The sequence below is a fragment of the Paraburkholderia oxyphila NBRC 105797 genome, from assembly GCF_000685075.1.
Lineage (GTDB): Bacteria > Pseudomonadota > Gammaproteobacteria > Burkholderiales > Burkholderiaceae > Paraburkholderia > Paraburkholderia oxyphila.
On sequence record NZ_BAYD01000071.1, the window covers coordinates 42,811 to 49,177 of the forward strand.

A 6,367-nucleotide genomic window follows, 5' to 3' on the forward strand; every position below is an offset into this window, starting at 1 on the left:
TATAGGGGGATATTTTCGGACAGCTTTTTTGTGCCGGACGCGGAAAATGGCTCCGTGGTCCCGAAACCGCTTGTCATCGAGCGCGCATTCCCGCTATGTTTCGCGAGAGACAATCGCAGCCCGTGCCAATGAATGCCGAATCACGCCGAAGACAGAGCACCGCCGAACGCCGCCTGCGTTCATCGCCAGGCCTGGATTGGCTGCCTGGACGACAGGAAGACATTCCGGCTACCGTCCACGCCATTGCCGCGGCATTGGACGAGTGCCGCGTTCGGCGCCTCGATGCCGCCGCCTTGCTCGACGGCACGGGCCTGAGCGCGAATGAAGTCGCCTCGCCATCCATTTACGTGAACCGCAGCCAGGAGCAGCGTTGCTTTCGCAATCTCTTGCGGGCCAGCCGGAGTCCGTCGATCGGCCTCGCGATCGGCAGCCGGCTACACGTCTCGACGCTGGGTCTCGCCGGCTACGCCATGTTGATCAGCGGCTCGGTCATCCAGGCGTTCGGCTGCATGAGCCAATTTCCGCTCTTCATGGGCCTCTATTTCGACGTCCACGTGCGCGCGTCCGCCGAGGGCATGACGGTGTCCATCGCGCGCTACAACGGCGAGCCCGATATCGAGGCCTATCAGACCGACATGTGCCTCTCGAGCCTGCGGCTGATCGTGTCCGATCTCGTCGGCAGAGCGGTGTGGCCCGACCAGGTGAATCTCGTGCGCCGTCCCGGGCGTTACCTGGCCGAGTATGTGCGCCACTACGGTTGCCGGCCGAATTTCAACGCCAACGAAAACGCTCTCGTCTTCACGTCGATCAGCGGCCTGGAGATGCCCCGCCTCGCGAATGAAGTGAGCTTCAACGCGCTCCACCAGCAATGCGAGGCGCTCGAGCGTCAATGGGCTGCGATGATCGGCACGCGCTTCGCCGATCGCGCGAGGGCGTTGATGGTGCGCGACCTGTCGCGCTTCAAGTCGATGACTGCGCTTGCCGGCGCGCTGCACATGACGGAGCGCACGCTGCGCAGACGGCTAGAGAAGGATGGGCTGTCGTTTCATGCGCTACTCGAGGAAGTCCGCCACGAGGCGGCGACCCGGCTTCTGAACGACGGCTCGCTGTCGGTGGCGGCGATCGCCGAACAGCTCGGCTATAGCGAGCCACGGAGCTTCCGCCACGCGTTTCGCCGTTGGACCGGCCGGGCGCCGCGTGCAATCGACGGCGCGTCAGACCGTTGAAAACCACGCGGCTAGCCGGTGAGCTCGCCGCAACATTGAAGCGGCCTTCACACCTTGCCGCCCACGTGCGGGCGCAACGCCGCCAGCCAGCACACCACCGCCACCGCGCCGGCATCGGGTGAGCCGATCGCCCGCTCGCCCAGATAGCTCGCACGCCCCACGCGCGGGTGCATATGCGCCGTTGCGTGCGCACCATGCTCGGCCGCCGCCACTGCGGCCGCCCAGGCGCGCTGCACCGTCTGGCCGTGATTGAGCGCCTCTTCGAAGGCGTCGTGCGCGGGAATCAGTGCGTCCAGCATCGTGCGGTCGCCGGCTTTCGCGCCGCCCAGTTCGCTGATCGCCTCGATCGCGCCACGAAACGCCTGCGCCCATTCGTGCGGCGCGGGCTCCGGCTTGTCCGCGAGATGGCGCGACGCGCGCAAGAGCGCGGTGGCGTAGAACGGCCCCGAGCTGCCCGCGATGGCCCGGCGCAAGCTCGCGCCGAGCGACGCCAGCGCTTGCGGCGCCGTGCCGAGCGCATGAACCGGCGTAGCGGCCACCGCATCGGCGGCGCGCCGCATGCTCACGCCAAGATCGCCGTCACCAGCGAACGCATCGAGTTCGGTCAGGCGCGCTTCGTTCTCGACCAGCGCGAGCGCGATCGCGTCGAGCGCCGCCTTGAGCCGCGCCGCCCACGCCGCGCGCGCGGCGTCGAGCGACGGTGCTACGGATTCCTCATGATGAACACCCGATGTATCGAGGCGGATGGTCGGGTTCACGCAGCCCTTGCCGGGCCATGCGTGTGCATCGGTATGCGCATCGAGCAAGCCGAGCTTGCCGTCGTCCACGCGCATCAGCGAAATCGAGCAGCCCGGCATGTTCAGCGCCGAGAGGAAGGTGCCGGCCCACGCCCGCTCCACGTACACCTCGCGGCAGCGCAGGCTCGCAATGGCCGCGCGCAGCACGATATCGAGCTCCATTTGCGGCGTGGCGCCGAGGCCGTTGACCAGCAGCACGACGCGTTCGCCGCGCGTGATGGCGAGCTCGTCGAGGATATTGATCAGCAATGCTTCGGTGAGCTCGTTGGCCGGCAGCGGTACGCTGCGCTCCACGCCCTTTTCGCCGTGGATGCCGAGCCCGATTTCGATTTCGTCGTCGGCGAGGCTGAAGCTCGACTTCTCGACGCCCGGCAGCGTGCAGCCGTCGAGCGCGACGCCCATCGTGCCGAGATTGGCGGCCGCGTCGCGCGCGATCGCCGCCACCACTTCGAGGGTCGCACCGCGCGCCGCAGCCGCGCCCGCGATCTTGTGAATCAGCACCGTGCCGGCAATGCCACGCCGCTGATGGCGCTCGGCGTGACCGCGCAGCGCGACGTCGTCGGCGACGGTCACGACTTCCACGGGGATGCCCTCTGCGCGTGCCAGTTCGGCGGCAAGCCCGAAGTTGAGCCGGTCGCCGGTGTAGTTCTTGACGATGAGCAGCGCGCCCTTCTGGCCCGCCGTTGCGCGGATGGCCGCGAGCACGGCGTCGGTGGGCGGCGACGTGAACACCTCGCCGCATACTGCGGCGCTCAGCATGCCAGCGCCCACGTAGCCGCCATGCGCGGGTTCATGGCCGCTGCCGCCGCCCGAGATGAGCGCGACCGGACGCGCATAGGACTCTGGAATGTCCCGGCGGATCAGCACGTTCTCCTCGCCGAGGATGACGACATTCGGTGCCTGCAGCGCGATGCCTTCGAGCATCTCGCGCACGACGTCGGACGGGTGATTGACGAGTTTTTTCATGACGGCCCTGATGAATGCGGTTGAACATCCCGGCAGGCAGCCTCGCCTTGACGCGACGCCATGCAAACAGCATAGCGCGCCGTCGGGTTCAGTCAGTGTACCCCCCTCGTCATTGCGGTGTGCAAAACGTATCTAAACACCCGCCCCGTTCGTTTCTGCGCGGCGGCAGACCTGCCGCCGCCTCCCGGTGCCGCGCGAAACGCCGGCGAAGCGGCCCGCACCGCTTCGCCCTGCGTCTACCGTGGCGGCACGGCATCAGTGCTGCAGAAAGTCGAGCACCATGCGGTTGAACGCGTCCGCATGCTCCCACTGCGCCCAGTGGCCGCAACGGTTGAACACGTGCAGCTGCGCGTTCTGCATCCCGGCGATCAGGCGCAGACCGATATCCATCGGCACGAAGCGGTCGTCGCGGCCCCAGATCACGAGCGTGGGCGCCGCGATCTCGCCAAGGCGCGGGCCGTAGTCGGTGAATTGCTTCGGATTGGCCGCCAGGCTCTTGACGAAGTTCTCGAGATGGACGCGCTGCGCGAGCATATTGTCCAGACGCGCCTTCATGAGGTCCTCGGTCAGCGCGCTCGGGTCGTAGACGAACACGTTCATCATGCGCTTGAGGTTCTCGATGGTCGGCTCGCGATACAGCCCCTGCAGCAGCTTGATGCCTTCGGTGGGCATCGGCGCGAAGTTGCTCGGGCCACCGGTGCCGCCGCCCATGAGCACGAGCTTGCCCACGCGCTGCGGATTCGCGAGCGCAAACGCCACCGCGCTGTGACCGCCCATCGAATTGCCGAGGATATGCACGCGCTCGATGTCGAGCACGTCGAGCAGGCCCTTGAGCACGCGGCCGTTCAGCTCCGAGCGCGACCCGGTGCAGACGATGGGATCGCTCTTGCTCCAGCCCGGGCAGTCCATCAGGATCACGCGATAGCCCGCCGCCACGAGCGGCTCGACGTTGCGGTTGAAGTTGGCCCAGCCGCTCGCGCCGGGCCCCGAGCCGTGCAGCATCACGACCGTCTCGCCATGCGCGTGTGCGGTGTTTGCGCCGGTGTCGTTGTAGTGAATTTGCAGCTCGAGCTCGCCTTCCTTCACGCGGGCGAACCGGCTCGTGGAGGCTTCGGTAATCGCTTGTGCCGTTGCAGTCATGATGATGTCCTTGCTGTAAAACGCTGTGATCCGCAAAAGAGAGGGGCTTCACCCCCTCCATGAAATATTCGATATCCTTACTTCATTTCAAACGCGCTGAGCACCGGGCGCGCCGTACCGTGCGAAGCCGCCCACCACCGTCAAGGCCGCGAGCGCCGCGATCACGCAAAGCGGAATGCTCGACGCCACCAGCATCGAGGCGCTCTGACCCAGCGCGAACAACTGGCCCGCCACGAGCGGCCCAAGGATCGATCCGAGCCGCCCCACCGCCACAGCAGCGCCTACGCCCGTGCCGCGTACTTCCGTGGGATACGCGTGGCCCGCGAGCGCGTAGAGCACCGACTGGCCGCCCACGAGGAACAGGCCGCACAGCAAGCCGCCGCACGCCATCGAAGCCGCGCCGCTGGCGAGCGCGAGTGCCGCCAACGCCAGCGCAATGCCCACATACATGCCGATCACCGTGCGCCGACGGCCGAGGCGGTCCATGAGCGTCGCGATCGCCACCGCCCCGATGCCGCCGCCGAGGTTGAACATCATCAGCACGATGTTCGATTGCACGCGCGTGAGGCCGCGCGAGAGCACCATCGAAGGCAGCCAGTTCATCAGGAAGTACAGCACGATCAGCGTGCCCAGGTAGCTGACCCAGAGCGCGAGCGTCGTGCGCGCGCGGCCATGGCGCCACAGCGCATCCGTCACACCGGGCACGCCCTCGCGCACCTTCGAGGCCTGCGCCGCCACGAACTGCTGCGACTCGCGCAGAAAAATGCCGAGCAGCGGCACCATCACGATCGGCCCGAGGCCGCCGACATAAAACACGTCGCGCCAGCTCGCCGGGCTCGCACCCAGCATGCCGATCACCGCCGCAATCGCCGCGCCGAACGGCATGCCGCAGTACATCGCGCCCACTGCCGTGCTGCGCTGCTGCGGACCCGCCGCTTCCGAGCACAGCGCAATGAGGTTCGGCATCGCGGCGCCCAGACCGAGGCCCGTCAACAGACGCGCGATCAGCAGGCTCTCGAAGCTCCAGACCAGCGTGGTCGCCAGCGAGAACAGGCCGAACAACGCCACCGATCCCATCAGCACGCGCTTGCGGCCGAAGCGGTCGGCGAGGCGGCCGCCCAGCGCCGCGCCCGGCAGCAGACCGATTGCGCCCGCGCTGAACGCCCAGCCCATCTGCGCGACGGCGAGCGAAAACTCCTTCGCCATGCGCGGTCCGGCTACGCCCGCCGATTGCAGATCCAGCCCTTCGAGCAGCGCGATCGCGAGGCACAGGCCTATTGTGGCCTTGCCACTCGTCGCGCCACCGCTATGCCCTCCATTAGCAGAACTGATTCGTGACGTCATTTCCAAAGTCTCCGATGTTGTGATTGAGCCGCTCTTTGCGACGGCTATTCGTAATCAATGACGATGACGCCGCGTGCCAGATGGTGGTGGCACACGGCGCGTATTTACTGCTCGAGCGCTTGCGCGCGCTTCTTCAAATCGAGTGCCACGTCTACGATCATGTCTTCCTGGCCGCCCACCATGCGGCGCTTGCCCAGTTCGACGAGGATGTCGACGGTTTTCAGGCCGTACTTCTTCGCGGCCACTTCCGAGTGGCGCAGGAAGCTCGAATACACACCCGCATAGCCGAGCGCGAGCGTTTCGCGATCGACGCGCACCGGGCGGTCCTGCAGCGGGCGTACGATGTCGTCGGCGGCATCCATCAGCGTGTAAAGGTCGGTGCCGTGGTTCCAGCCCATGCGCTCCGCTGCGGCGATGAACACTTCGAGCGGCGCGTTGCCCGCACCGGCGCCCATGCCGGCGAGCGACGCATCGATGCGGTCGCAGCCTTCTTCCACCGCGACGATCGAGTTCGCCACGCCGAGCGAGAGGTTATGGTGCGCGTGCATGCCCGTTTGCGTTTCGGGTTTCAGCACCTGTTTTACGGCGCGAAAACGGTCGCGTACGTCGTTCATCGTGAGCGCGCCGCCAGAGTCCACCACGTAGATGCAGGTCGCGCCGTAGTTCTCCATCTTCTTCGCCTCGACGGCGAGGTTTTCGGGCGTGGTCATGTGGCTCATCATCAGGAAGCCCACCGTGTCCATGCCGAGTTCGCGCGCGTATTCGATGTGCTGCTTCGAGATGTCCGCTTCCGTGCAGTGGGTGGCCACGCGCACCACGCGCGCGCCGGCGTTGTACGCCGCTTTCAGGTCATGAATCGTGCCGATGCCGGGCAGCAGCAGCGTGGCGATCTTT

At 66.7% G+C, this 6,367-nt stretch carries 5 protein-coding genes; 1 reads left to right on the top strand and 4 read right to left on the bottom strand.

The window, feature by feature from the left end; all coding sequences use genetic code 11:
- Window positions 1-128: 128 nt before the first annotated feature.
- Window positions 129-1,226 carry an AraC family transcriptional regulator gene (locus BO1_RS33310; protein ID WP_028221262.1) on the top strand — a complete coding sequence of 366 codons (1,098 nt, stop codon included), beginning with the start codon at window positions 129-131 and terminating at the stop codon, window positions 1,224-1,226.
- Between the two features lie 47 nt (window positions 1,227-1,273).
- Here the strand turns inward: BO1_RS33310 and BO1_RS33315 are convergent, their stop codons facing one another.
- The 4 genes from BO1_RS33315 to dmpG form a co-directional block, all read right to left on the bottom strand.
- Complete coding sequence (locus BO1_RS33315) at window positions 1,274-2,989, bottom strand: dihydroxyacetone kinase family protein (protein WP_028221263.1); 1,716 nt, start codon at window positions 2,987-2,989, stop codon at window positions 1,274-1,276.
- A gap of 255 nt (window positions 2,990-3,244) precedes the next feature.
- Entirely contained in the window at window positions 3,245-4,129 is an 885-nt protein-coding gene (locus BO1_RS33320) for an alpha/beta fold hydrolase (RefSeq protein ID WP_028221264.1), read from the bottom strand.
- Between the two features lie 87 nt (window positions 4,130-4,216).
- A complete protein-coding gene (gene mhpT, locus BO1_RS33325; RefSeq protein ID WP_043287606.1) occupies window positions 4,217-5,473 on the bottom strand; it encodes a 3-(3-hydroxy-phenyl)propionate transporter MhpT in 1,257 nt (418 codons plus the stop codon).
- 104 nt (window positions 5,474-5,577) lie between these two features.
- Window positions 5,578-6,367, bottom strand: a 790-nt coding sequence (gene dmpG / locus BO1_RS33330; RefSeq protein ID WP_028221266.1) for a 4-hydroxy-2-oxovalerate aldolase, incomplete at its 5' end; no start/stop codon positions are given.

What these genes read in the sequence shown, in the direction of transcription:
- BO1_RS33310 (WP_028221262.1), top strand. Translation starts at nt 129, where the DNA reads ATGAATGCCGAATCACGCCGAAGACAGAGCACCGCCGAACGCCGCCTG.
- BO1_RS33315 (WP_028221263.1), bottom strand. Translation starts at nt 2,989, where the DNA reads ATGAAAAAACTCGTCAATCACCCGTCCGACGTCGTGCGCGAGATGCTC.
- BO1_RS33320 (WP_028221264.1), bottom strand. Translation starts at nt 4,129, where the DNA reads ATGACTGCAACGGCACAAGCGATTACCGAAGCCTCCACGAGCCGGTTC.
- mhpT (WP_043287606.1), bottom strand. Translation starts at nt 5,473, where the DNA reads ATGACGTCACGAATCAGTTCTGCTAATGGAGGGCATAGCGGTGGCGCG.